At 48.9% G+C, this 23,644-nt stretch carries 22 protein-coding genes; 7 read left to right on the top strand and 15 right to left on the bottom strand.

The window, feature by feature from the left end:
* Positions 1-775, bottom strand: a 775-nt coding sequence (locus BZG83_RS05865) for a LysR family transcriptional regulator (protein ID WP_077479738.1), incomplete at its 3' end; no start/stop codon positions are given.
* A 99-nt stretch (positions 776-874) separates the two neighbouring features.
* Here BZG83_RS05865 and BZG83_RS05860 point away from each other — a divergent pair.
* Positions 875-2,095 carry an MFS transporter gene (locus BZG83_RS05860; RefSeq protein WP_077479737.1) on the top strand — a complete coding sequence of 407 codons (1,221 nt, stop codon included), beginning with the start codon at positions 875-877 and terminating at the stop codon, positions 2,093-2,095.
* A gap of 5 nt (positions 2,096-2,100) precedes the next feature.
* On the opposite strand, the gene BZG83_RS05855 is transcribed toward BZG83_RS05860, so the two are convergent.
* Complete coding sequence (locus tag BZG83_RS05855; RefSeq protein WP_158011496.1) at positions 2,101-3,309, bottom strand: GGDEF domain-containing protein; 1,209 nt, start codon at positions 3,307-3,309, stop codon at positions 2,101-2,103.
* A gap of 232 nt (positions 3,310-3,541) precedes the next feature.
* Here BZG83_RS05855 and BZG83_RS05850 point away from each other — a divergent pair, with 232 nt between their 5' ends.
* The 3 genes from BZG83_RS05850 (at position 3,542) to BZG83_RS05840 (ending at position 6,316) form a co-directional block, all read left to right on the top strand.
* On the top strand, positions 3,542-4,213 hold the full coding sequence (locus BZG83_RS05850; protein ID WP_077479736.1) for a hypothetical protein: 672 nt from the start codon (positions 3,542-3,544) through the stop codon (positions 4,211-4,213).
* Positions 4,214-4,298: 85 nt separating this feature from the next.
* Positions 4,299-4,493, top strand: coding sequence for a DUF4250 domain-containing protein (locus BZG83_RS05845; protein ID WP_069587103.1), 195 nt, complete (start codon positions 4,299-4,301; stop codon positions 4,491-4,493).
* 266 nt (positions 4,494-4,759) lie between these two features.
* Positions 4,760-6,316, top strand: a complete 1,557-nt coding sequence (locus BZG83_RS05840) for a CHASE domain-containing protein (RefSeq protein WP_158074937.1) — start codon at positions 4,760-4,762, stop codon at positions 6,314-6,316.
* Positions 6,317-6,349: 33 nt separating this feature from the next.
* On the opposite strand, the gene BZG83_RS05835 is transcribed toward BZG83_RS05840, so the two are convergent.
* The 5 genes from BZG83_RS05835 to BZG83_RS05815 form a co-directional block, all read right to left on the bottom strand.
* Positions 6,350-6,793, bottom strand: a complete 444-nt coding sequence (locus BZG83_RS05835; protein WP_077479734.1) for an META domain-containing protein — start codon at positions 6,791-6,793, stop codon at positions 6,350-6,352.
* 238 nt (positions 6,794-7,031) lie between these two features.
* Positions 7,032-7,787: a phosphate ABC transporter ATP-binding protein PstB gene (gene pstB / locus BZG83_RS05830; protein WP_069587106.1), complete on the bottom strand. Its 756-nt coding sequence runs from the start codon at positions 7,785-7,787 to the stop codon at positions 7,032-7,034.
* Positions 7,788-7,805: 18 nt separating this feature from the next.
* The gene (gene pstA / locus BZG83_RS05825; RefSeq protein WP_077479733.1) at positions 7,806-8,651 is read right to left on the bottom strand and encodes a phosphate ABC transporter permease PstA; all 846 of its coding nucleotides are present in this window, start codon (positions 8,649-8,651) and stop codon (positions 7,806-7,808) included.
* Positions 8,652-8,654: 3 nt separating this feature from the next.
* The gene (gene pstC, locus BZG83_RS05820; RefSeq protein ID WP_077479732.1) at positions 8,655-9,566 is read right to left on the bottom strand and encodes a phosphate ABC transporter permease subunit PstC; all 912 of its coding nucleotides are present in this window, start codon (positions 9,564-9,566) and stop codon (positions 8,655-8,657) included.
* Between the two features lie 76 nt (positions 9,567-9,642).
* A complete protein-coding gene (locus tag BZG83_RS05815; RefSeq protein WP_077479731.1) occupies positions 9,643-10,464 on the bottom strand; it encodes a phosphate ABC transporter substrate-binding protein in 822 nt (273 codons plus the stop codon).
* 360 nt (positions 10,465-10,824) lie between these two features.
* Here BZG83_RS05815 and folE point away from each other — a divergent pair, with 360 nt between their 5' ends.
* Complete coding sequence (gene folE / locus BZG83_RS05810) at positions 10,825-11,481, top strand: GTP cyclohydrolase I FolE (protein WP_069587112.1); 657 nt, start codon at positions 10,825-10,827, stop codon at positions 11,479-11,481.
* Positions 11,482-11,603: 122 nt separating this feature from the next.
* On the opposite strand, the gene BZG83_RS05805 is transcribed toward folE, so the two are convergent.
* The 4 genes from BZG83_RS05805 to BZG83_RS05790 form a co-directional block, all read right to left on the bottom strand.
* Entirely contained in the window at positions 11,604-13,157 is a 1,554-nt protein-coding gene (locus tag BZG83_RS05805; RefSeq protein WP_077479730.1) for a methyl-accepting chemotaxis protein, read from the bottom strand.
* Positions 13,158-13,321: 164 nt separating this feature from the next.
* Positions 13,322-14,515: an amino acid aminotransferase gene (locus BZG83_RS05800; protein WP_077479729.1), complete on the bottom strand. Its 1,194-nt coding sequence runs from the start codon at positions 14,513-14,515 to the stop codon at positions 13,322-13,324.
* Between the two features lie 157 nt (positions 14,516-14,672).
* Complete coding sequence (gene asnS / locus BZG83_RS05795) at positions 14,673-16,073, bottom strand: asparagine--tRNA ligase (protein ID WP_077479728.1); 1,401 nt, start codon at positions 16,071-16,073, stop codon at positions 14,673-14,675.
* A gap of 101 nt (positions 16,074-16,174) precedes the next feature.
* A complete protein-coding gene (locus BZG83_RS05790; protein WP_077479727.1) occupies positions 16,175-17,794 on the bottom strand; it encodes a methyl-accepting chemotaxis protein in 1,620 nt (539 codons plus the stop codon).
* 249 nt (positions 17,795-18,043) lie between these two features.
* Between BZG83_RS05790 and queD the strand changes: the two genes are divergently transcribed.
* Entirely contained in the window at positions 18,044-18,406 is a 363-nt protein-coding gene (queD, locus tag BZG83_RS05785) for a 6-carboxytetrahydropterin synthase QueD (protein ID WP_077455681.1), read from the top strand.
* A gap of 108 nt (positions 18,407-18,514) precedes the next feature.
* Here queD and queE read toward each other — a convergent pair whose 3' ends face one another.
* Positions 18,515-19,180: a 7-carboxy-7-deazaguanine synthase QueE gene (queE, locus tag BZG83_RS05780; protein ID WP_077479739.1), complete on the bottom strand. Its 666-nt coding sequence runs from the start codon at positions 19,178-19,180 to the stop codon at positions 18,515-18,517.
* Positions 19,181-19,444: 264 nt separating this feature from the next.
* On the opposite strand from queE, the gene mlc reads away from it, so the two are divergent.
* Positions 19,445-20,659, top strand: coding sequence for a sugar metabolism global transcriptional regulator Mlc (gene mlc / locus BZG83_RS05775; RefSeq protein ID WP_077479726.1), 1,215 nt, complete (start codon positions 19,445-19,447; stop codon positions 20,657-20,659).
* Between the two features lie 107 nt (positions 20,660-20,766).
* Here mlc and sstT read toward each other — a convergent pair whose 3' ends face one another.
* From sstT to BZG83_RS05760, 3 genes are all read right to left on the bottom strand, one after another.
* Entirely contained in the window at positions 20,767-21,984 is a 1,218-nt protein-coding gene (gene sstT, locus BZG83_RS05770) for a serine/threonine transporter SstT (RefSeq protein ID WP_069586844.1), read from the bottom strand.
* Between the two features lie 307 nt (positions 21,985-22,291).
* Positions 22,292-22,978 (bottom strand): ChrR family anti-sigma-E factor, encoded by a 687-nt coding sequence (locus BZG83_RS05765; protein ID WP_077479725.1) that lies wholly within the window; start codon positions 22,976-22,978, stop codon positions 22,292-22,294.
* The gene (locus tag BZG83_RS05760; RefSeq protein ID WP_077479724.1) at positions 22,971-23,606 is read right to left on the bottom strand and encodes a sigma-70 family RNA polymerase sigma factor; all 636 of its coding nucleotides are present in this window, start codon (positions 23,604-23,606) and stop codon (positions 22,971-22,973) included. The genes BZG83_RS05765 and BZG83_RS05760 overlap by 8 nt, the downstream gene beginning before the upstream one ends.
* Positions 23,607-23,644: the final 38 nt, after the last annotated feature.

Genomic DNA, 23,644 nt, shown 5'->3' with positions numbered 1-23,644 from the left:
GCTGAGTGAATGGGATCCCCACAATGCCATGCTCGTGCTCGGTTACCATCTCAAGCAATGCGCTAATCGCAACGCCATGACGCACAATGTTTAAAATCATCGCCAGCAAATTCGTTTCCAAAGACAGTTTGGGGCGTATCGCGTATTGATGGCAAATATGATCCAAATAGTCACGATGGAAATAGCCGGGACGAAACATGATCAGTTCATGATCGAAAAAGGTCTGATAGTCGAGGGTTTGGCAGCCGGCAAGTGGGTGTTCCTCACTGACCACTGCGACCATTTGCGAGGAAATGAGAGGCATGGTTTCTAACGATGAGGGCACATCACTGGCAGTGATCACCGCCAGATCCAAGTCACTCTCCAATAGCATCTTTCGCAATGAGTGGGTGCCAGCTTCGATAATGGTTAACTTTAAGTCAGGATAGCGTCGCCGAAACCCCATCAATAAGTCCGGAAAAAAGTAGGAACCCAGCATACCGGGCACACCAATCCGAACCTCGCCCTTTTGCAACCCTTTCAGCTCATCCATTGCGGTGGCCGTATCGCGCATCTGTTGCACCACACGATGCGCATGAGTGAGCAGCACTTGGCCTTCTTGCGTTAGCTGAATCCGCTTCTCGCCGCGCACGAAAAGGGGCATAGAAAGATGGTGTTCAAGCTTTTTGATCGCGATACTCAACGCAGGTTGCGCAATGTGAAGCTCCTGTGCGGCGTGGGTAAAGCTCCCCGCCTCCGCGACAGCAATAAAGTAACGCAGCTGTTTAATGTCCATGTATAAATAATAGATATGGATAATATAAATTTAATATATTTTATTAATCACATTGCCGTTGCTAGCATGATCACAACTTAACGATATGATGAGGTTGTCATGATTGAGCTTGGCTCATCGCGTTACCGATTAACGGCCTTTGCTCTGGCATTCGGCTCCTTCCTTATTTTTTGCAACTTATATCTCTTTCAGCCGATGTTGCCAGTATTTGCGAGCAACGATGGGATCAGTGAAACCCGTGCCAACTGGTTGCTGGCTGCCGCGACCTTAGGTCTTGCCTTCTCACTCGTCCCGTGGGCGGTATTGTCCGAACGACTCGGACGCCGTCCGATTATGCTAGTCAGCCTCTGGATGCTCCCTGCGATCGGGCTTCTGATGGCATCAACGGATAGCTTTTGGTTAATTGTTGGGTTGCGGGCGTTGATGGGTGCAGCACTAGGTGGCTTTGCCGCGGTTGCGGTCGCGTATATGGCTGAAGAATTCTCAGCTAAAGCGTTTGCGATCGCGGTAGGTAGCTATATCAGTGCCAACTCTCTTGGCGGGATATCCGGACGTGTTGCGGGGGGAATGATGACCGATTGGTGGGGCTGGCAAGGGGCAGTGCTAGGAATGGCGGTATTGAGTTTGTTGGGCGTCGCCTTGGTGACGAAATTATTGCCGCGTCAGCAATACTTTACCCAAGGGAATACCTCGTTATTGACTCACTCGCGAGGCGTGCTATCTCATCTTCGTACCCCAAGGTTGTGGCTAGCTATGTTAATTGGCGGTATCAACTTTGCGTTATTCGTCAATTTGTTTTCGGTAATGGCGTTCCGGCTGGTGGCGCCGCCTTATCAATTGCCAGTGAGTTTGGTTTCGTCGGTCTTTATCTGTTATCTCGCTGGCACCGTTACATCACGATTGAGTGGACGCTGGGTACTTAGGTTCGGTGCGATTCGTGGCATGGCATTTGGCACTATTGTTGCCATGTTGGGCGTATTAGTGACCTTACACCATGACATCACTTGGATGATTGTTGGATTACTGGTGGTTAGTGGCGGGGCATTTTTTACTCACTCTCTCGCTTATGGTTGGGTAAGCCGACAAGCCAATCAGGGTAAAGCGACGGCAACGGCTTTGTATCTGGTACATTACTACACTGGTGGTAGCTTAGGTGGCTTTTACCTGATTGCCGCTTGGCAACATTATGCTTGGGAAGGTGTGGTGGTCGCTGCGTGCAGCTTGGGTTTTGCTGTGCTGGCACTTGTGCTTGCGCTGTACAAGTCAACGGGAAAAAGCAAACCCGCCGCCTCTTCATCAGAAACGGCGTTGAGCCATTAATGGCACTAGCTGGTTTCTAGGGCGCTATTGATATAGCTTGCGGTTTCTCTGGCATCGTTGGGATAGTGCTGGCCGACTTGATATTGACGCGTACAGTTGCGACCTTCTGCTTTCGCTTGATAGAGAGCGCTGTCTGCGCGCTCTATCAGTGACGACAATGTATCACCAGTTTGATAGCTGGAAATGCCAATTGATGCTGTCACTTTCAGAGGCGCGTCTCTTTCGTCAATAAACACATCCATGGCGCGAATTCCGTTCAGTAATCGGTCTGCGATCTGCTGTGCGCTGTCGGCATTGCATTTGGGGAGAAATACGATGAACTCTTCACCGCCAAAGCGACCAAAAATGTCTGATTTGCGCAGCCGTTCTTGCACGGCACGTGTGAAAGACTGCAAAACCACATCGCCCGCGTAGTGGCCCCATTTATCGTTGATACGTTTAAACTTGTCCAAATCCAATATCAGGACGGAGAAAGGAGAGTGCCTATCTTCGCTGATCGATAAGGCACGCATCGCCAGCTGTAAGAGCATACGGCGGTTATAAATACCGGTCAGCGGATCTAGCGTGGCTTGGCGATACAGCCTGAGAATCATATGCAACTGTGAAAGCTGTGACCATAACACCATCAGAGCAATTACCGTTTGCAGCCAGTAGGACGAAATATTATCCGGATTGAGCAATACACCGCTAAATGAATCGACCCATAAATGGCACGCGAGGGTGACACTCATCAGTGTCAAGCTCTCTCTCATCGTGAGCGGGAAAATCGTCAGCATGACTATTTGGATAATGGGCAATAGGGTGTAGCTGTATGAAAAAACACTGTTCTCGGAGGGAAAGCCTAATGTATGACTGGCAGAGAAGTAAAAAAGGTTGGTGACACAGACCATTGCCATCAAGCCCAGCTTGGCGGCTTTAAGGTTATTCACTTTATTGACTGAAAAGCCAATCGCGATCAGGAACGCGGCAAGAATCAAGCGCTGAACGGAAAGTTGTGCCGCGATCGCTTTGTCTCCGAGAAAAAGAAAGTCGGCGGGAGACCAAGCGATGGTAAGCGCAGCCCAAACATAGCAAAGCACACACAAGCGACTACGTAAATAGGTACTACGAGTATTGTTAAAGCTATTGGCATGCTTTTTTGCGCTCCAAAGCTCGAGAAAAGAGATTTGAAGCTTGTAGACAACATGACTCATGTTTTCAGTCATTGCGCTCATGTTTGCTCCTGCGTGTACAAAGGTTCCGGTAGCGCGCCTATTTTTGTTATGATCGCGATGTTGTTTTGATTCGTTTTTAGTTGTCATTAGTGTGGTATTCGTGCGCAAACCTTCCAGTTTGTTGTACGTATTTACAGTACTTATTCAATCTAATGTGATCCCGCCAGTTGTTTACCGTAAAAAGTAGTCACAGTTGCGGGTTTTTTATTGATCGCCATAAGGTGTTGTTTCTATGTACGCGTATGTTGCTCCTTCCCTCGTTTCAGCTATTTTGGGTGCGCAACTTGTCTTGTCGTTGGCGTTGCTTAAAGGTGAAATCTGTCCGGGCCAGCGAGGCCGTTTCCACCATGCATATTGGGTGTTGGTGTTCGCATGGGTGATCTTGGTTCCATCTAGTTTCTTAGCCACTATACCCTTTCTGTTTTTAGGCTTATTTGCGTTTCGATCAAAAACGGGCAAAACGCGTCACTCCGGTCCCATTCCTTTGCTGCATGTCGCAAACTTAACGGCATGTGTTGCATGGTTAATCATTACGGCGAGTCAGGGCTGGATGGTCGCTGTATTTGGCTTGCTGCAAGTGGTACTTCTGGGAGCCAGTGCCGGACACGGCCTGTTAGTTAGAGCCAAATCACGCTTACAAGCGTTTGATAACTTATTGCCTCTCGCGAGCGTGCTGGCCTTGATGGCCACGGTATTACTGGTTGCTGTGGCAGCATCGCTCACGACATTCAGCACTGTGAATATTAATGCTTTATTTGCAGGAGTTGGATTAGGCTTGTTGGGTATTRCCGCATCCATTTGGCATTTGCTCAAACACACCAAACCTGCATGGTGGCGTTTAATGATTGGGTTTGGTTTTTTGTTCGCTGCCAGTGTTAGCCTAAACACCATTGTGATGGGATGATTTGGCGAGTGGCCCCGAGTATTTCTATACTTAAAACCGAGCTTTGTTGACCCAACGGGTTCAGCCGAGATAAGGAGAGGCCACYATGGACATCAACAATATTCATCGTTTGGATGGGGCAATATTTTTCAGTATTGCCAATGAACGTTTGCGTTTAGAGTGCGATAGCCTTGAATCATTGATGGCCCATTTCGACCTAGACGATGAGCAAATCCGAGACAAATTTAACGACATTGGTTGTGAGTACGATCCGCTAACCAACCAATTGAAATTGAAATAACCGATTGTTTTAGTGACTTACCGTTTTAGCGAAGGCTCACCCAGACTTGGAGTGGGCCTTTTCTGTCTTCCTTGATTAGCATTCTGTTCAAAGTGCGCTGACCTTATTCGTGACAATTGTTTGGTTTTTGTTAAAAAATTGATCGCCCGAGCTGTGAAGCACTACGCTTAATGTGGCGAAATTTTATATAAAAGCAGCCGAATTCTCGGCAACAGGATACAGACAGAAGGACGTTTGGAATGCCGCGACGCGCTTGGAGCATCATTGTGATAACAGTCCTCGTGGGGATAGGTTTCTCTGCGCTGACTGGACATTTGCTGTTCCAATCTGAGCAAAATGCGATTCGCAAAGAAGTCCAAAAAGATGTCAATAATGCTGCTATGGCACTGGGCAGGGAAGTCAATCTTGGTTTAGAGCTTCTGTATGCGGTGAAAAATCATTTTGATGCGGGCCATCGCCTTAATGCTCGCAACTTCCAACCGATGACATCAGGTGTGTTGGAGCGGCACCTAAGTTTTAAGTCAATTGAGTGGGTCGATATAGTGATGCATCATCAACGGCGGCACTATGTCCAAGATGCGATGCAAGGGGACTCACAACAGGGAACCGATATTGTTGAGTTTGATGAGACAGGGGCATTGGTCCCCGCTCAGCGGCGAGATATGTACTTTCCTATCCGTTTTACGTCGAGCGCGAGCAGTAATCAGTCTGTTATCGGATATGATATGGGGTCGACTGCGGTGACTCGCCAAGCCCTTAAAACCAGTTTTAACACCGGTGTGCCTGTTGCAACGCCCGCGACAACGGTCAAAAGGGCGTATGGCAGCGTACAGGGCTTTTTGCTAATTATGCCGATTCTCCGTGACCCAGAACAGTTAAGTGGTGAGGAAACGAGTGACCTTCGCGGCTTTTTAGTTGCTGTCATTGATATTGGTGAGCTTGTTAATCTCGCGATTAATACGGTGATTAATGATGGGATTAATTTCTCGCTTAATGACATTACCAATGAGCGAAATCCTCAGCTTTTGCATAGCCAAATAGCCACTCTCAGTTCACCGGTGAACAAGGCGTTAACCCAGCAGTCACTCCCGGTATTTTTCGCAGGCAGAGAATGGCAAGTGGAAGGGTATCCGACGGCTGAATATGTGACTGCACGCCAGTCCTACATGCCTTATTGGGTGTTCGCGGCAGGCACCATCATTTTTATTATCATCAGTTACCTGCTGTATCGGCTACAACTGAGGACCTTAACCGTGCAGGCACAGGTTGATCAGAAAACCCGTGCATTACGGGACGCAAACACCAAACTCGAGTCGATGACGAAATGTGATGGTTTAACCGGACTGTACAATCGCAGCCATTTTGAAGCGGAGTTAGAACGTGAAATTCAGCGGGCACTGCGAGAAGAAACCCCGCTGAGCTTGATGATTGTGGAAGTTGAGCGTTTATCGGATTACAACCTCAAGTATGGCCGTTTAGCAGGAGATCAAGTGCTTCGTCGCTTGTCAGAAGCATTAGACAATATGCTGAAGCGCCCAGGTGATTTGTTATGCCGATACAGTGGCAGCCAATTTGTCGCGATATTACCGCGCACAGAAGGCGCGCAGCGACTGGCTGAAGAGTGCTTACTGACGGTAAAACGCTTGCAGCTACCGTTTGAACGGGAAGAGGGTGCCATGTTAGTCGACGTTTATGTCGGTGGGGTAACGCTCAGCGATCACGAGCAAATGACGGTGGCGAGAATGTGCTCTTACGGGGAGATAGCCCTCGCTCGGGCGAGGGCGGATGAACCAGAACGCTGGCATTGGATGGAGATAGAATAAAAAACGACGCCCGAGGGGCGCCGTTTGGTTTATCTACGGCGTAGTGTTGCTTTGCACGGCGTTAAACGTCAGCGTCGTCTTATCGTTAGCAAGTGTTAGTTGGTTGTCCGTTATGTTGATTTGACTCCAGTCGCTGAGTACGTCACTGACTGTGAATTCCATATCCATCGCTTGAGAGGCACATGCCATACGTGTGCTCGCCATCCGGTCAATACGAAAACGGTTGTTTTCGAGCTGAGCATTGCCGAAATAGCGGTTACACCCGGTATAACCACTCGCGACCATGTCAGTACTAACCGTAAGGGTTGGTGCGCCTTCCGCACTGATGGTTTGGTCATCGACCATTGCCAACTGCCACTTTTGAGCGATAGTCTCAACGGTGATTGCGTTTTGGTTTGACGGGTCAGTGGTTAAATCGTTGCTGCAAGCGGTTGCGCCGATACTCGCCAACGTAGCGACTAATAACACTTTTTTCATGATGATTCTTCCTACACTGGAGACGTGACCTTATGGGTCTTATTGTGGCAGTGAATCGATGCATCAATGTCAATTTCTTGTTTATTTTTATCCCGCGCAAAAAAAAAGGCCCCGGTAGAGGGGCCAAGATATACCATCGCGTGAATTATTATCGTTATGTTTGGAGTTAGGAACCGATGCAAACAAGTGCCTAGTTAGTTAATCACAACTCTATGACACTTTATTGGCAGCGACGTATTTAACCGAAATCACCGTTCACATAGCCTCGCGTTCGGTCATCTTGCGGCTGTGCAAAGAGCGTGGCTGTTTCATCATGTTCCACCAGCTCTCCCATCAAAAAGAACGCAGTGCGGTCGGAAATACGACGGGCTTGCTGCATGGAGTGCGTCACAATGACGATGGTGTAGTCTTGTTTTAATGACTCCATCAAGTCTTCAATTTTTTTCGTCGCGATAGGATCGAGGGCAGAGGTGGGCTCATCCATCAAAATCACTTCCGGCTCCATCGCAATCGTGCGAGCAATACATAAGCGCTGTTGCTGACCGCCAGACAGCCCAAAAGCATGGGCCTTGAGACGATCTTTGACTTCATCCCATAATGCTGCGCCACGTAGTGATTTTTCAACCACTGCATCTAGGTGCTTTTTATCTTTAATGCCTTGGGCGCGTAAGCCATAAGCGACATTGTCGTAAATGCTCATTGGGAAGGGGTTAGGCTTTTGAAACACCATGCCCACTTTAATCCGTAGGCCGGCAACGTCGATATTGCCATAGATATCTTGATCATCCATGGTGAGTCGACCGTCAATTTGGACACCTTCAATTAAATCGTTCATGCGATTCAAGCAGCGCAATAGGGTTGATTTCCCACAACCAGAAGGACCAATCAACGAGGTGACACGCTTGGCGGGAATCGGCAAGTTGATGCTTTTAAGCGCGTGGTTTTCACCGTTACCGTAATAAAGATTTAAATCATTGATTTCAAATTTGTTCATGTCGGGCCTCAGAATGCGTTAATAAGTCGCTTTATTGAATCGGCGTGCAATGAGTTTGGTTAGCATGTTGATAACCAGCACGACAACAATCAGTACGGTGGCAGTGGCGTAGGCTTGGTGCCACTCATGGACGGTGTAAAGCTCTTGTGTGAGCTTATACAAATGCACCGTAAGCGTGCGTCCTGAATCAAGCAATGTATCAGGGATACGCGCCACCATACCGGCAGTGAGGAAAACAGGTGCAGACTCGCCAATTACGCGACCTACACTAAGAATGATTGAGGTGATAATCCCTGGCATCGCGCTGGGCAGGATTAACTTCCAAATGGTGTAGATTTTGGACGCACCGAGTCCGTACGATCCCTCGCGATAGGTTTGAGGGACGGCCATTAAGGCTTCCTCAGTGGTACGGATAATCACCGGAAGGATCAAAATACTGAGCGTCAACGCACCGGAAAGAATCGAAAAGCCGAGCCCCAGTACCGCCACAAAAAACGTGAGGCCAAACAGACCAAATATAATTGAAGGAATGCCTGCCAGTGATTCGGTACAAAAGCGGATGACTTTGACTAGCTTACTGCCCACTTTCGCATATTCGGTGAGGTAAATCGCGGTCATGATCCCCAGTGGCGCCGCAATGGCAATCGAGGCGAGTACCATATAGACGGTAGAGACAATCATCGGCCAAATCCCGGAGGACTCACCAATGCGCGTGTAGTCGCTGGAAATGAATGACCAGTCAACATACTGCAGGCCGTTGCTCAGAATGTACCAGATTATCCAGAACAGAAAGCCGACGGTTAAGCCTGCTGCTGTCCAAATAAACCCTAAGGCTAATTTATCTTGTAATTGACGTGACAACATAACTTATCTCGCTTTCTCGCGGTTCAGGTAGAGCAGCGCGCCGTTGAGTAACATAATGAAAATCAACAAGACGACACCGGTCGCGTACAGGGCACTGGCATGCACGCCCGTGGCATAAGACATTTCTAATGCGATATTGGCGGTAAGGGTACGCGCTGAATCGAGAATCCCTTCTGGCATCGCTGGGGCATTACCCATCACCATGATGATCGCCATGGTTTCGCCCAACGCACGTGCAATCCCTAAAATCACACCCGTCATAATCCCGGAGCGAGCAGCAGGCACAAGCAGCTTAAAGATCGTAAACATCGATGATGCACCAAGTGCCAGAGAGCCTTCTTTATAGGCACGAGGTACGGCGCGTAGCGAGGTTTCAGACACCGTAATGACCGTTGGTAAGATCATGACGGCCAACACGATGACACCGGCAAGTAGGGTGTTGCCCGCCGGAACATTAAAGATGTCTTGGATCAACGGAACGATGATGACCAGACCAAAGAAGCCATAAACCACCGATGGAATGCCTGCGAGGAGCTCAACCGCCGGGCGGATGATATTGGCGAGCCATTTCGGTGCGACTTCCGCGATAAAGACAGCGGTGAGCACAGCGACAGGCACGCCCAAAAGGACAGCCCCTGCGGTGGAGGCCAATGACGCCACAATCATGGGCGCAATGCCGTAGAGCGCGGGCGGAAGCCACTCGCTACCAAATACGATATCGGTGAAGCCAGCGGCAGAGAGTGCAGGAATACTCTCGCGGAAAATAAAGTAGCCAATGGTGGCAAGTGATAACACGCCTACAATGGCACTGAATAAAAACAAGGCGTGAAAAATCTTTTCTCGCCAGTCAACTCGAGTGCGTTTAGTGAGACTCGAGCCCGAGACATTATTTACCTGTTCGGATGCGATGGTCATGATAACAACTCCATGCCAAAAATGGCTAAGGATGTAACAAAAGAAGGCCCAGCCATTTGCTGGGCCAAAATTCTACTTACTTAACAGCGATATAACCTTGGTTTGCAACAATCTTCTGGCCATCTGCAGACAGTACCCAGTTGAGGAAATCGTCCGCCGCTGCTGAGGTAGTGCCTTCTTTATGAAGTACTAAGAAAGGACGTGCAACTTTGTAGTCACCCGCTGCCACGGCTTCAGTAGTCGGTGCATGACCGTCAACACTCAGTGCTTTTAGGGAATCATCCACGGAGCCTAGAGAGATGTAACCAATTGCAAGTGGGTTGTTGGCAACAATGGTCTTCACAACGCCGTTACCATTTGCGACTTGTGCTTTTTGTGAAATGGCTGACACTTTCATGCCGTTCACTTTACGTTTCAGACCCATGATGCTTTCAAATGCACCACGCGTGCCCGAAGCCGTGTCACGTGTCACCAGAACGATAGGTTTGTTTTCGCCACCGACATTTGACCAGTTGGTGATTTCGCCACGATAGATTTTAGCGATTTGGTCTGCAGTGAGGTTTTTGACGCCGTTGGCGTTATTGACAACAACAGCGATGCCATCACGGGCAATGACTGTTTCTTTTAGTGAAGACTCTTTTTCAGAAGCTTTTAGCTCGCGTGAAGCCATGCCAAAATAGCTAGTGCCGTTTTTAGCGGCTTTGATACCTGCTGACGAACCTGTGCCTTGTACTTCGATGTAGGTGTCTTGGTGTTGCTGATGATAGGTTTCAGCCAACACTTCCATGACTTCGGTTACTGACGTTGAGCCAGAGATTGAAACAGTTTCTTGTGCACTTGCTGAGGCAGAGAACATGGCACCTGCCATCATGATGGCGCCAAAGACCTTAGATTTCATATCGTATCCCTTATTTGCGATGAGTCGCGGTTTGTTGTTTCGAACGAGAGGCACTTTAGGAAAGAAACATGACAAATATGTTTCATTAACTTGAAGCCTTGATGACGGCCAACTGATTTGACGGTACATCGAAAAGAAAAAAACAGACCTTGTGGAGTGAATCAGACATGCAAACCTCCCGTGTTCACTTGGCTTGACACTTAAGTGCGCATTTATGGGTCAAGTAGTAAAAGCCATAGTATTCACAAGGTGTATTTTTAAATGATTAACGTTATTCTTCTATTAAATGACAGCACTGATCCGTTCGCGGGCAATGTGTGTACTGAAAAGAACAACTTAGGCCAGACCTAAAAGGAATCCATCATGGCATTGAGCGATGCTGCAAAAAAAGTTCAGGAAGCGCTGGTTGCTCGTGGTATTGAGACACCGATGACAGCAAAGTCAGCGTTGTCTGCGGCAGAACGAAAAGAAAAAATTGAATTTCACATGCGTGAAATCCTGCAATCTATTGATCTTGATTTGACTGACGACAGCTTGGCGGAGACACCAGCAAGAATCGCAAAGATGTATGTGGACGAGATCTTCTCGGGCTTGGATTACACGCAGTTCCCTAAAGTAACCATGATTGAAAACAAGATGGGTTGCGACGAGATGGTGCGTGTGAAGGATATTTCAGTCACCAGTACCTGCGAGCACCACTTGGTGACCATTGATGGGCGCGCAACGGTCGCCTATTTACCGGATAAGAAAGTGATTGGGCTATCCAAGATCAATCGCATTGTTCGCTTCTTCGCTCAACGTCCCCAAGTACAAGAGCGATTAACGCGTCAGGTCCTGGTGGCATTGCAAACCTTACTTGAAACCGACAATGTTGCGGTTCGTATCGAAGCAACACACTATTGTGTGAAATCGCGTGGGGTGATGGATGCGAACAGTGAGACAACCACCACTGCTTTAGGTGGTCAATTCAAAAAGAATGCTGCGACGCGCGCTGAATTTCTGCACGGTATCAATTAGTTAGAGAGACGCCTAGTAAGCGAAACGATGCAAAAACGCCCCCATCGTGAGATGGCGGGCGTTTTTTATGACAGTCAGAACCGAGCTTGTTCTTGACCAGTCATGGAGTGGCCAAGGTGTGACTATTCAAACTGTTTGGCAATATCGTGAAACTGACGGACTTTGTCGCGCAGCTCTGCACTTGCTTGCGAAACATCGTTCACTTCATTGAGGTTCTGCTGTGATACCGATTCAATGGCATGGATATCGCGATTAATATCATTAAAAGTCTGCAGTTGGGCCTGTGCTGAGTGATGGGTTTCGCTGGTACGCGATACCACATCGTCAATCGCCGTCGTCACCGYGTTTAAGCTGGCAATACTATGATCTGTGGTATCGACACATTGCTGGGTTTGCTCGTGACTAACATGGATCTGCGCTTGCCATTGTTGAATGGTATCGTGCATCTCTTGGATAGATTGCTGAATTTGCTCTGTTGCGCCTTGCGTGCGGCTAGATAGGGCGCGGACTTCCTCAGCGACAACCGCAAATCCGCGACCTTGTTCACCGGCACGCGCAGCCTCAATTGCGGCATTTAAAGCTAACAAATTGGTCTGCTCAGCAATACCACTGATTTCACTCATTGAATCGGTGACTCGCTCTGCGGTCACAGAAAGCTGCTGTGTCGCGGATAATGAGCTTTCAGACTGTTTGGCTAGGGCTTGAAGCTGCTCGCCGGTTTGATGAAGCAGCGCTTGTGTCTCTTGGCTTTGTTGCTGTACTGATTGCAGTAGCTCAGCACTTTGCTGCGCGTTTTCTAACACTTTATTGGCCGAGTCTGAGGCATGGTCAATATTGCTGGCCACCGAGGTGATTTGATGGCTTTGGGTATTGATCGCTTGAGAAACACGCTGCGAGAGGGCGCTCAATTCATCAGAAAAGCGATTGAGAGACAAAGAGGCATCCAACATACGGCCGAGGATGGTACGGATCCGCGCTTGCAGCATCTTAACCTTGTAGTCAGCGATTGAGCTTAAGCCTGTTCCTGCATAAATATAGCGGCTAATACTGTCATAGTCGGCTTGATAGCCACGGATCAAAGCGGGTAGCGTCAACAGCTCATCGCGAAATAGGGTGCCTAATATGGCAGGCATGGCGACAGCGCTGGCGATATCCCATCCATTGATACTGGGAGCAAAGGCGAGGGAGAGCGGCGCAACCGCGAGGCCGGCGATAAGCAGTGCCAGTTTAGCGGCGCCGGGAATGTTCTCAATGGAGACCCCCCCTAGTGATTTGCCTCCTTTTTCGGCCGCACGTAATTTTTTGTAGATCTGGGCAGCTCGGTGTTTCACCGCGGGATCTGGCTTGACCCGTACCGACTGATAGCCTGTTACCTGACCGCGTTCATAGATTGGGGTCACGTAAGCATCAACCCAGTAATAATCGCCGTTCTTACAACGGTTTTTAACGATGCCTCGCCACGGTTGATTGGCTTTGAGGTTTCGCCACATGTCCGCAAAAGCGGCTTTGGGCATGTCAGCATGGCGAATGATGTTGTGGGGTGCACCCATCAATTCGTCGTCGTCAAAGCCAGCAATACGAATAAATTCTGGATTACAGTAGGTGATAACGCCACGTTTATCGGTGGTCGAAACGAGGCGTTCATCGTCACCAAATACAACTTCATTACCACTCATAGTATTTATCTTTCTGATCACAGTTCATAAGAGCCTTATTAGTTTTAGTCTAGCGGCTATGGGCTTTTTAATGATATTTTTGTTAATATAATGTTGCTTCAATTGATCCATCGACAAAAAAAAGGGCCTGTCGGCCCTTTATGACATTTCGATGACAGTGGCGCTTAGTCTAAAACCTTTGCGATGGCAGTGCAAAGTGGCTCCATATTGGTGTGCGTCATACCCGCCACATTAAGGCGACCAGAGCCGACAATATAAACACCGTGTTCGGCTTTTAGCGCGTTCACTTGATCTTTGGTCAAGCCAGAGAAAGAAAACATCCCGTTTTGTTGCTCGATAAAGCTAAAGTCGCGATTAACGCCTTTGTCTTTTAATGTTGCTACAAACTCGGTTCGCATGGTTTTAATGCGATCGCGCATATCAGCAAGTTCTTGATGCCACTCTGCTTTTAGCGTGGGATTATTGAGGATCTCTGTCACAATACCTGCGCCGTGGGCTGGTGGGTTAGAGTAGATCACGCGCGCGATGGCTTTCACTTGGCTAAAGGCAGTTACGGCTTGTTGCTGATCTTGTGCAACCAAAGTGAACGCGCCCACACGCTCATTGTATAAGCCAAAGTTTTTCGAGAAGGAGCTGGCGATCAACAGTTCTGGGCAGGTTTGCGTAAAGATACGTAGACCAGATGCGTCTTCTTCAACACCTTGTGCAAACCCTTGATAGGCAAAATCAAACATCGGCAGTAAGCCTTTGCGCTGACATAGCTCAGCCAAAACTTTCCATTCCGCATCGGTCGGATCGATACCGGTTGGGTTATGACAACAGCCATGAAGCAAAACCACATCACCACTGTTTGCTTTTTCTAGATCCGCGACCATGCCGGCAAAATCTTTGTCATTCTTCGCGGCATCGTAGTAGGTGTACTCGGCCAGAGGTAGGCCTGCGGCAGTAAACACGCCCTTGTGGTTAGCCCACGTTGGGTTGCTGATCCATACCGTGACATCACCAAGGTGGCGTTTAATGAACTCGCCAGCAAGGCGTAACGCCCCAGTACCACCAGGCGCATGTGCAGTTTGAGCGCGTTTATCCTTGATAACCGAAGCCTGCTCACCGAATAGAAGCTGCTGAACGGCAAGGCCGTACTCCGCAGTGCCCGGGATGCTTAGATAGGATTTGGTGCTCTCTTTTTCGAGCAGCAATGCTTCGGCCTTTTTTACGGTTTTCAGCACAGGGGTTTCGCCGTGCTCGTTTTTGTATACGCCGACCCCCAAGTTGATCTTCGTTTCACGAGGATCCGCTTTAAATTCTTCAGTCAGTCCTAAAATGGGATCGGCGGGAGCGGCAGAAATTTTCTCAAACATTGGTGTCGTCCATGGTTAATGATGAATGAAACTCAGGCTGGGATCGTTATACCACTTGTTTTCTTGGATAGAAACCACCAGCCATGCCTAGAGATACCAAGCGTAACAATAGGCAAGAAAAAGGCTGCGTACTCGCAGCCTTTGAATGGTCTTTTACTTAGAAGCTCGCATTACGTGGCGAACGAGGGAATGGGATCACGTCGCGGATGTTGCTCATACCGGTAACGTAAGATACCAAGCGCTCAAACCCGAGGCCGTAGCCGGCGTGAGGCACAGTGCCGTAACGGCGCAAGTCGCGATACCACCAGAAATCTTCTTTCTCGAGGCCCATTTCTTCAAGGCGTTGATCCAGCACGTCAAGACGCTCTTCACGCTGTGAACCACCGATAATCTCACCAATGCCAGGCGCTAATACGTCCATTGCAGCAACGGTTTTGCCATCATCGTTCATACGCATGTAGAAGGCTTTAATATCTTTTGGATAGTTCTTCACCACAACAGGCGCTTTGAAGTGCTCCTCTGCCAGATAGCGCTCATGTTCTGAGGCGAGATCAATACCCCATTCGACAGGGAACTCGAACGTCTTACCGCAGTTTTGCAAGATAGTGATCGCGTCTGTGTAGTCAACTTGGGCAAAATCAGCTTCAACAAATTTCTCAAGGCGCGTGATTACCTCTTTATTGATTCGCTGCTCGAAGAACTGCATGTCGTCACGGCGCTCATCCAAAACAGCCTTGAAGACATATTTCAGCATGGCTTCTGCTAGCGCTGCAGCATCATCAAGATCGGCAAAGGCCACTTCAGGCTCTACCATCCAAAACTCAGCCAAGTGACGGCTGGTGTTAGAGTTTTCAGCGCGGAAGGTGGGGCCAAAGGTATACACTTTGCTCAGCGCACAGGCATAGGTTTCAGCGTTTAACTGACCGGATACGGTCAAGAAAGCCTCTTTGCCGAAAAAGTCTTGGTCGAAGTCGACATCGCCTTGCTCTGTTTTTGGCACGTTGGCCATATCCAGCGTCGATACGCGGAACATTTCACCGGCGCCTTCACAGTCTGATGCAGTGATCAGCGGGGCAGACATCCAGTAGTAGCCTTGCTCGTGGAAGAAACGATGAATGGCTTGAGAAAGGGTATGACGAACACGAGCTACCGCACCAATCACGTTAGAGCGAGGGCGTAAATGGGCCACTTCGCGCAGGTACTCAATCGAGTGACGCGTCTTGGCCATAGGATAAGTGTCTGGATCGTCAACCCAACCGACTACCTTCACGGCAGTGGCTTGAAGCTCATACGCTTGACCTTTCCCTGGTGATTCCACCACATTACCGGTCACTTCAACAGAACAGCCTGCAGTTAAACGCAGAACGTCTTGCTGATAATTCTCCAGCTCATTGGGGACCACGGCCTGAATAGGGTCGAAACAAGAGCCATCATAAATGGCGAGGAAAGAAATACCGGCTTTGGAATCTCGGCGAGACCGAACCCAACCGCGAACAGTCACTTCAGTGTCGACTGCCGCCTTGCCGCGCAGGACGTCTACTACAGGCGCGTATGTCATAATTCGCTTCTATCTCCGTTTAGGGCAACTCGGTGGTCACTGCCACCGAGAAAGTGGATTTGCAAGTTAGACTAGCAAGTTTACCTGTATCTTGTGTAGCTTCAAGGCTTGAGGCGGTCTGAAAGTTGAAATTGTCCAATTAATCCTTCTAACTGTTCAACCAGTTGTTCGAGATTTGCACTGATTGCTTTCACTTCATTCGCATTATTGGCGGTATCGTTAGCGTGATTTTGAATACGCCCAACTTGCTCGAGCAAGGCGTCGGTCATTTGTGCTTGATGTTGGCTTTGTTGGCTAATGTCATCGGTATTATTGTTCACTGTGGTCACTTGCTCAGCAATATCAGCCAAGGCGTCAGAGAGCTGCATCACCGTCTCGGCACGTTGATTCGCACTTTCTGTGGTGGCCTCGACCGCTTGGGCGGATGCTTCACTGCCTGAACACAAGTTTTCAATAATGGTTTGGATTTCCCCGGTTGCATCATGGCTACGGCTGGCCAAGTTACGTACTTCTTCAGCGACCACGGCGAAGCCGCGACCTTGTTCACCAGCGCGAGCGGCTTCTATCGCTGCATTCAGAGCGAGTAAGTTGGTCTGCTCAGCGATTTCGCGGATCACGCCCAAAATAGTTGTCACTTGTTGGCTTTGCTGGTTTACATCCAAAATSTGGCTGCGTACTTGACCAATATCATCCATCAGTTTACGAATATCATTAGCGGCGACGTTGGCCAGTTCACTGCCTTGATTGGCGCTAGTGGCGGCCGATTCGCTCAATTGTGCGGCCTCGCTCGTACGGCTTTGAATGTCGTGTTGATGCTGCTGAACATCATTGATGGCTGTAGACATATCATTGGTTTCATGACGTTGACTATCGGCGAGTTGGTCGGTATGCCCAGAGACGCGAATGAGGTTTAGCGCTTCAGACGACAGCGTCTCTGAGGTACGTTGCACTTGTTGTAAGCTAGCAGAAAAATTATCGAGTAATTGATCACAGCTATTACATAGCTCGCCAATCTCGTCATTGCGTGTGTCATTCAAGCGCTCAGCCAAGTTTTTGTCGCGACTGGTTCGCTTCATAAAGGCCGATACGTGTTTGAGGGGTGACACCACCCAACGACGGATCACTGTCAGTGAGATCAGAAAGCCCAACACAGCGATACTGCCCATGATCCCAGCAGTGATCAGCATTTCTTTATCAATGGTGCCATAGAGCGGCTGTAAGTCATATTCGAGTCGAATAACGCCCAGCACAGTGCCTTCTTCGGCAACATGGCATTGTAGGCAATTGGTCCCGCGATAATCACTGCTGGCTTTCATTGGCAGTGCCACAACCAACCCCTTGCCGGATTCAGAGTCAAAGGTTTCGACAATGGTCTCGCCATCAAGCGCACGTTGGTCGATATTATCTTTTGGGGCTTGTTCAGGGTTGCCTGGACCGAAAAAGCGGGTGATCGCTTCTGCCCGAATAACACGTGCCTCTTCAATACCCTTGTGGGAAAGCATTTTGTCGCGCAGTGTATTGCGTTGGCTGATTGTGCCGGTCAGCATCAACATATTCAGACTATCGAAATAGTTAGACGCTTTATCGAGCGTTTGTTCACTGACTATCGAGGTCATCAGCGCTTTTTGCTGATGTGATTGATAGGCCAACGAGGTCACAAGCACCAGAGCGAAGACGAGAAAAAGAGAAAGGAGAAGTTTGCTCGCGAGAGTCATGCGCATGAGTCAACCGTTTGTTATTAAATTATATGTATGTCAATTGAATTCTGTCAGATCTATGTTAAACCGTGTCTCACCAGATGCCGCGATTCCCATATAAAATGTGTGATTTCATCGACGTAAATTGTCGCACCTTTGCGACGGGCAACGGTTTGCGTTGGCTATAATCGCGCTGATCTCAGGGATAGAGATTGTGTCGGTCAGGGAAGTTGAGTAGCATGCGCCATCTTGTTGTTGATGGGATTTGGCAGTATGACAACTGAACTGTTTAAAGAATTTACCTTTGAGGCCGCACACCACTTACCGAATGTGCCAGAAGGGCACAAATGTGGGCGTTTGCACGGTCACTCGTTTATGGTGCGTTTGTATGTTGAAGGAGAGGTTGACCCACACACAGGCTGGGTGATCGACTTCGCTGACATCAAAGCCGCTTTCAAGCCTATCTATGATCGTCTTGACCACTACTATCTCAATGAGATTGAAGGGCTGGAAAACCCAACCAGCGAAGTGTTGGCGCGTTGGATATGGCAACAGGTCAAGCCAAACCTGCCTTTATTAAGCAAGGTAATGGTGAAAGAAACCTGCACCGCAGGCTGTACTTACCGCGGTGAATAAATAAAAGCCGAGTGATAACACTCGGCTTTTTGATCGATATTATTCATGTCGTGCGGTTGAACTCGCCCGCGAAGTATCGGCCGACACCCGAGTTTTTATCTATTTGCGCTAGGCAATATTTAAATATTTGTGCGTTTGTATCGACAAGCGCCAGCCGCGCGCAATACAGGTATCAATACATAGCTTGGTGGCACGAGACTTTTGACTGACCGGCTGTAGCGCAATGGTTGCCTTCGGTGAAGGTGGACAGTCGCCAAGCAGCGCATCTAACTGTGCAATGTCTTTTTCGGTACCCACAGGGTGTTTGATTTCGTTCGCGCGCGCCATCGCACTGGCTAGTACCGGTAATTTGCCGCGCATATTGATTTTAGGTGACACCGTGACCCAAGTCTGCGGGCTGGTTTTGACCTCATATGTGCCACTGGTTTCAATTTGGCACTGACACCCAACCGCTTCTAGCGCCTCGGTTAAGGGCACCAAGTCGTATAGGCAAGGCTCCCCCCCAGTAATCACAATGTGTTTAGCCTGATAGCGTTGGGTGATTTCTGTCGCAATATCTTTCGCACTCAGCCAGCACCAAGCAGGCGAGTCTTCTGACTTATCGATAATAAATATCTTGTCTTGCTGATCGTTATCATCGGTTTCCCATGTTTGCTTGGTATCGCACCAAGCGCAGCCGACAGGGCAACCTTGCAAGCGGACAAAGACGGAGGGCACGCCAGTAAATGTGCCTTCTCCCTGAATAGTTTCAAATATTTCGTTTACTCGGTACATCATGCTTTCTGGCGGTTCGATTCGACGGCGCATTATGCCAATTTATCCTCCGCAGATCTTGCTTTTTCACGATTGATTGGATTTTTACCATAGTTACTAAATCGTATGGTTTCGTGAGGCTAAACGCGATTTTCACACCTTAAAGTGATAGATATCACGCGGCGACCTTATTGTGCTTCACAATTAGTTCGCAAAGTAAAAAAATTCAATTATACGCATCATCATGAATAGGATCGCCAGATCCCAGCAGTAATAGGACAGGGCATGATTATTGGGCAGCCGGGGCATATTGATCATATCAAGCGCAAAAATGCCGGCACAGTTTACAACTTGATCGACCGCTTTGGGCCTATCTCGCGCATCGAGCTTTCCAAACGCAGCCAGCTGGCACCTGCCAGTATTACTAAAATTGTCCGTGAGCTAATGGACGCACACCTTGTCAAAGAAACACAAATTCAAGAAACCAGTATGCGTGGTCGACCCGCCGTTGGGTTGATGCTGGACAATGACGGGTGGCAATTCTTATCGATGCGTTTAGGGCGCGGTTACCTCACGATGGCTTTGCACTCGTTAAGCAGTGACATTCTGGTACAAGAACGCCATGAGTTGGCGGTGATGCCTCAAGAGGCCTTGCTAGCGACCGTTGTCGAGTACGTTAAAGCCTTCTTTTCGCGTCATCATGACGTGGTGGATCGCGTGACAAGCATCGCGGTGTCGTTGCCAGGCTTAGTGAATAGTGCGCAAGGAACGGTCATTCAAATGCCGCACTTTGAGGTTAGCCATATGCCATTGGGACCCGTCCTGCATCGAGAAACAGGATTACCGGTTTTTGTGGGTAATGATACCCGCTCGTGGGCGCTGGCTGAAAAGTTATTTGGTAACGCGAAAGAATCAGATAGCGCGGTGCTGATTGCCGTTCACAATGGCGTTGGGGCTGGGATTATCCTAGAAGGAAAAGTACTCCAAGGGCGCGTGGGGAATGTGGGTGAGCTGGGTCATATTCAAGTGAAGCCATTTGGTAAGCGATGCTTTTGTGGCAATTATGGCTGCTTAGAAACCGTGGCAAGTTTAGCCGCGGTCATTGAGCAGGTAGAAACCTTGCTCGCAGAGGGGCACCCTAGTCAATTGCGCGGTAAAACCCTCACCATTGACGCGATTTGTGATGCCGCCGTCGCCGGTGATGCGTTGGCGCAACGCGTGATTACAGAGCTTGGCCATCACCTAGGAACGGCGATCGCCATCGTGGTGAATTTATTTAATCCGGAAAAAATATTATTTGGCGGCGAGTTTAACCGGGCGAAATCGGTGCTCTATCCAGCAATCATGGAATGCTTAAAGACGCAAACCATCCCTTTATACAGCCAAAACTTAGTGCTAGAAGAAAGTTATTTCTACACGCAAGCGACCATGCCGGGCGCTGCGATGGTGAAACAAGCCATGTACGACGGCAAACTACTCATGAAGGTACTGGAAGGCTAGTAACGAGCGCATAAACGAAAAAAGCAGGTGCCAAGCACCTGCTTTTTTGTATCAAACCTGAATGGGAGCGCTATCCGCCTTTTGCCGATAAAACGCCCTTTATCGGCTTATCCGTTTTTACGCTCTTCACCCATACAGGCTGCGGCGGTAAAGACTACGTCTGTTGAGCTGTTAAGCCCCGTTTCTGCTGAATCTTGCAACACACCAATGGTAAAGCCAACACCGACCACTTCCATGGCAATTTCGTGTGGGATACCAAACAAGTTACACGCCAGTGGGATCAGCAAGAGTGAGCCGCCAGCAACGCCTGATGCACCGCACGCAGACACTGCGGCAACAATGCTAAGCAGAATTGCAGTGGCAATATCCACTTCAATCCCTAAGGTATGTACCGCGGCGAGTGTAAGAACCGTGATGGTGATTGCCGCGCCACCCATGTTGATCGTTGCCCCGAGTGGAATCGAGACAGAGTAAGTATCTTCATCAAGCTTGAGCTTACGGCACAGCTGCATATTCACAGGGATATTCGCGGCTGAGCTGCGGGTAAAGAAGGCGGTAAGGCCACTTTCACGCAGGCAGCGGAAAACCAGTGGATACGGATTTTGGCGCGTTTTATAAAACACGATCAGTGGATTAACGATCAACGCAATCGTTGCCATACTGCCAAGGAGCACACCAAGCAAATGAATGTAGCCAAGCAGCGCATCAAAACCACTTTGTGCCAAGGTGTTGGCGACAAGGCCAAAAATACCGATGGGCGCAAAACGGATCACGAAGCGCACAATCATAGACACGCCTTCAGACACGTCAGAGAAGACGCGTTTGGTCTCGCTTGATGCATGGTGTAAGGCAATGCCCAAACCAATCGCCCACGCGAGAATACCGATATAGTTGCCGGACATCAGAGCGTTGACTGGGTTATCGACAATATTAAACAGCAAGGTGTTTAATACTTGGGTAATGCCTTCCGGTGGCGCGACAGCTGCATCGGTTGCGGCAAACTGTAAGGTCGTCGGAAACAAAAAGCTCATGGTAACCGCGGTCAAGGATGCCGCCAGCGTGCCGAGCAGGTAGAGGAAAATAATAGGGCGCATATTGGCGCGCTGACCTTTCTTTTGGTTAGCGATAGAGGCAGCAACCAAAACGAAGACCAAAATGGGTGCAACTGCTTTCAGTGCGCTAACAAAAAGCTTACCAAGTAAACCTGCTGTGCTCGCCAACTCAGGCGACAGATAGGCGAGTACGCCCCCGGCAAGAATACCTATAACGATTTGAAGTACCAACGAGTGACCTCGGCTGATACTGGCGAGTTGTGTTTGACTCATGTGTGTCTCACTTCACTGTGTTTTTTATCAATGGCTGTTAATGAATCGTTAGAAGTGGGGAATTAAACCAGTTTGATTCACCCTATGTAAAGTGAAAATTGATACTTTGCACTAGTTAGGTGGGATTCTGTCAGTCAGTTGGCATTAAATGAAAGTTTCTTTAGTGTAATTATTCTGTTATCACGGCGCTAGATGTGAGGAAATCGTTTTAATGCGCCGAGCATTTGTACGCATTTATTGTCTTGAACAGCATAAAAAAAGGCGGCTTTCGCCGCCAAAGATAGGATAACAACTAGCACAAGGATTTTTAGTAAATCGCATGACCCACGGTATTAAGTAGCTTACTCACACCCTTAGTAAAGTGCAGTGGCGCATTCGCGACCGTGTAGCACAGGCACCCGTCTTTGGTGGAGGGGGTGTGATGATGTCGACTATCCAACAAAATAAAGTCACCCGGCGAGTATTGCCCGCTTTCATCTTCAAAGGTGCCATCGAGTAACAGCGTCAGCTCATAGCCTTTGTGTGTATGGGCTGGAACCGAGCCGCCTTCGTCGATATGTAAGAAGCTCGCACGTGTGGCGCCTTCTTCAAGATTCAGCCTTGCGCGTTGCACCTTGCCGAATGATAACCAATTCGAATCACTAAAACGCTGCAGTGCGCGTGGTAGTGTGTAGGTTTTGTCTCCAACCCTAATCTCGTTAGAGCGAGCGACTTGAATGCGTGATGCCTCGTCTTGTTCAGGTGCGTCGAAAATCGCACTCATCATGTCCGCTTCTAGATCATCGTCCCAAAGCAGAGTGCTTGCCGCGAACTCGTGCTCGGTCTCAGCCTCTTCAAACGCAGCTAATGCTAGCGCTTCTTCTTTCGCACTCACATGCTCACGGCATTGTTGACATAATTCAACGTGTGCAGAGAGAGCAATCGCCATGGATGTCGGTAATTGGCCGGCTGCAAAGGCATCCAGCAGTTCGGAAGAAGGATGATATTTAATCATTGTTGACCTCCAGATGATTGCGCAGCTTCTCGAGCCCGAGTCGCAAACGCGACTTCACGGTCCCTAATGGAACATTAAGTTGGTCCGATAGCTCTTGGTGGGTGAGTTGCTTTAAGTACACACCACGCACCACCTGTTGTTGTACTTCAGGTAATTCATCAATGAAGGATAATAATTCCTGATCCATCATGTGCTGAGCACCTGAGTCGGTTTCATTGTCTTGTTGACCGGATTCCAGTATCGGCCAAATCTCGTCGCTAAAATTGTCTTCGCGGTTCGATTGCACCTTGCGGAGCATATCGAAACTAATGTTACGCATGATGGTAAACACCCAGGTCGTTGCCGCCCCTTTCTCGGCGTTGTAAAGATGGGCTTTTCGCCACACTACCAACATGGTCTCTTGGACAAGCTCCATTGCCTGTCCGTCTGCGCGCAGATGTTTGGTCCCATAAGATCGGATCTTCGGGCCAAAAAAGCGAAACAAACGCTCAAAAGCGACACGATCTCGCTGTTCCGCAACGCGTAATAATAGCTCCGCCAACTCTTCCTTCGTCACGTCAGTCATTGTGGTACGTGTATTCCGTCTCGAGGTTGAAGCTTCAGTATACATGGTTTGAGGCGCAGTCATAGTTGAGTCCTATCTGTCAGTGCCGTCCATCTGACACT

This window comes from Salinivibrio sp. PR919 (assembly GCF_001995355.1).
Classification (GTDB): Bacteria; Pseudomonadota; Gammaproteobacteria; order Enterobacterales; family Vibrionaceae; genus Salinivibrio; species Salinivibrio proteolyticus.
Note: the sequence above shows the minus strand (reverse complement) of the source record. Positions and strands in the feature narration are given on the sequence as shown.

Excerpts from the sequence above, each read along its gene's own strand:
- BZG83_RS05860 (WP_077479737.1), top strand. The coding sequence starts at position 875 with ATGATTGAGCTTGGCTCATCGCGTTACCGATTAACGGCCTTTGCTCTG.
- BZG83_RS05855 (WP_158011496.1), bottom strand. The coding sequence starts at position 3,309 with ATGAGCGCAATGACTGAAAACATGAGTCATGTTGTCTACAAGCTTCAA.
- BZG83_RS05845 (WP_069587103.1), top strand. The coding sequence starts at position 4,299 with ATGGACATCAACAATATTCATCGTTTGGATGGGGCAATATTTTTCAGT.
- BZG83_RS05835 (WP_077479734.1), bottom strand. The coding sequence starts at position 6,793 with ATGAAAAAAGTGTTATTAGTCGCTACGTTGGCGAGTATCGGCGCAACC.
- pstB (WP_069587106.1), bottom strand. The coding sequence starts at position 7,787 with ATGAACAAATTTGAAATCAATGATTTAAATCTTTATTACGGTAACGGT.
- pstA (WP_077479733.1), bottom strand. The coding sequence starts at position 8,651 with ATGTTGTCACGTCAATTACAAGATAAATTAGCCTTAGGGTTTATTTGG.
- pstC (WP_077479732.1), bottom strand. The coding sequence starts at position 9,566 with ATGACCATCGCATCCGAACAGGTAAATAATGTCTCGGGCTCGAGTCTC.
- BZG83_RS05815 (WP_077479731.1), bottom strand. The coding sequence starts at position 10,464 with ATGAAATCTAAGGTCTTTGGCGCCATCATGATGGCAGGTGCCATGTTC.
- BZG83_RS05800 (WP_077479729.1), bottom strand. The coding sequence starts at position 14,515 with ATGTTTGAGAAAATTTCTGCCGCTCCCGCCGATCCCATTTTAGGACTG.
- asnS (WP_077479728.1), bottom strand. The coding sequence starts at position 16,073 with ATGACATACGCGCCTGTAGTAGACGTCCTGCGCGGCAAGGCGGCAGTC.
- queD (WP_077455681.1), top strand. The coding sequence starts at position 18,044 with ATGACAACTGAACTGTTTAAAGAATTTACCTTTGAGGCCGCACACCAC.
- queE (WP_077479739.1), bottom strand. The coding sequence starts at position 19,180 with ATGTACCGAGTAAACGAAATATTTGAAACTATTCAGGGAGAAGGCACA.
- mlc (WP_077479726.1), top strand. The coding sequence starts at position 19,445 with ATGATTATTGGGCAGCCGGGGCATATTGATCATATCAAGCGCAAAAAT.
- sstT (WP_069586844.1), bottom strand. The coding sequence starts at position 21,984 with ATGAGTCAAACACAACTCGCCAGTATCAGCCGAGGTCACTCGTTGGTA.
- BZG83_RS05765 (WP_077479725.1), bottom strand. The coding sequence starts at position 22,978 with ATGATTAAATATCATCCTTCTTCCGAACTGCTGGATGCCTTTGCAGCC.
- BZG83_RS05760 (WP_077479724.1), bottom strand. The coding sequence starts at position 23,606 with ATGACTGCGCCTCAAACCATGTATACTGAAGCTTCAACCTCGAGACGG.